The following is a 333-nucleotide window of genomic DNA, read 5'->3' as shown; positions in this document are numbered from 1 at the left end:
ACGCGCCGCCCGGTGGTGCGGTAAACCAGGCCAATTCTCCCCCGGATCAGGCCTTTGCGCGCTCGGGGAGCGCTCTGCGGCTCGCGATTACGCGAGGACATTGATGTCTGTCTGGCTCGATCCATAAGCAGCCGCCGGGATCGGCTTTGGCGGCGGTGGCGCGTTGGGGTCGGCTGGGGTGCTGGGTTGACCATCGCGGGCCTGTTGCAGCGCCTCCGCCGCTTGCTGGATCGCAGCGGTGTCACCGCTGCGGAGCGACGTGCCGAGCTGGGCGAGCGGGCTCTTCGCGGGCGGCGTCCGGTTCGCGGTAAAGCGAGCATAGGCGGCCTTGGC

1 protein-coding gene is annotated in these 333 nt (G+C 69.7%); it reads right to left on the bottom strand.

Translation table 11 applies throughout. From position 1 onward, the window contains the following. Positions 1–87: 87 nt before the first annotated feature. The coding region (locus LD028_RS08665) for a hypothetical protein (RefSeq protein WP_237811573.1) at positions 88–333 on the bottom strand (246 nt) is incomplete at its 5' end.

The organism is Anoxybacillus sp. LAT27 (genome assembly GCF_022030075.1).
In the GTDB taxonomy this organism is placed as follows: Bacteria; Bacillota; Bacilli; order Bacillales; family Anoxybacillaceae; genus Anoxybacillus; species Anoxybacillus kestanbolensis.
This window is presented reverse-complemented; position numbering and strand designations above follow the sequence as displayed.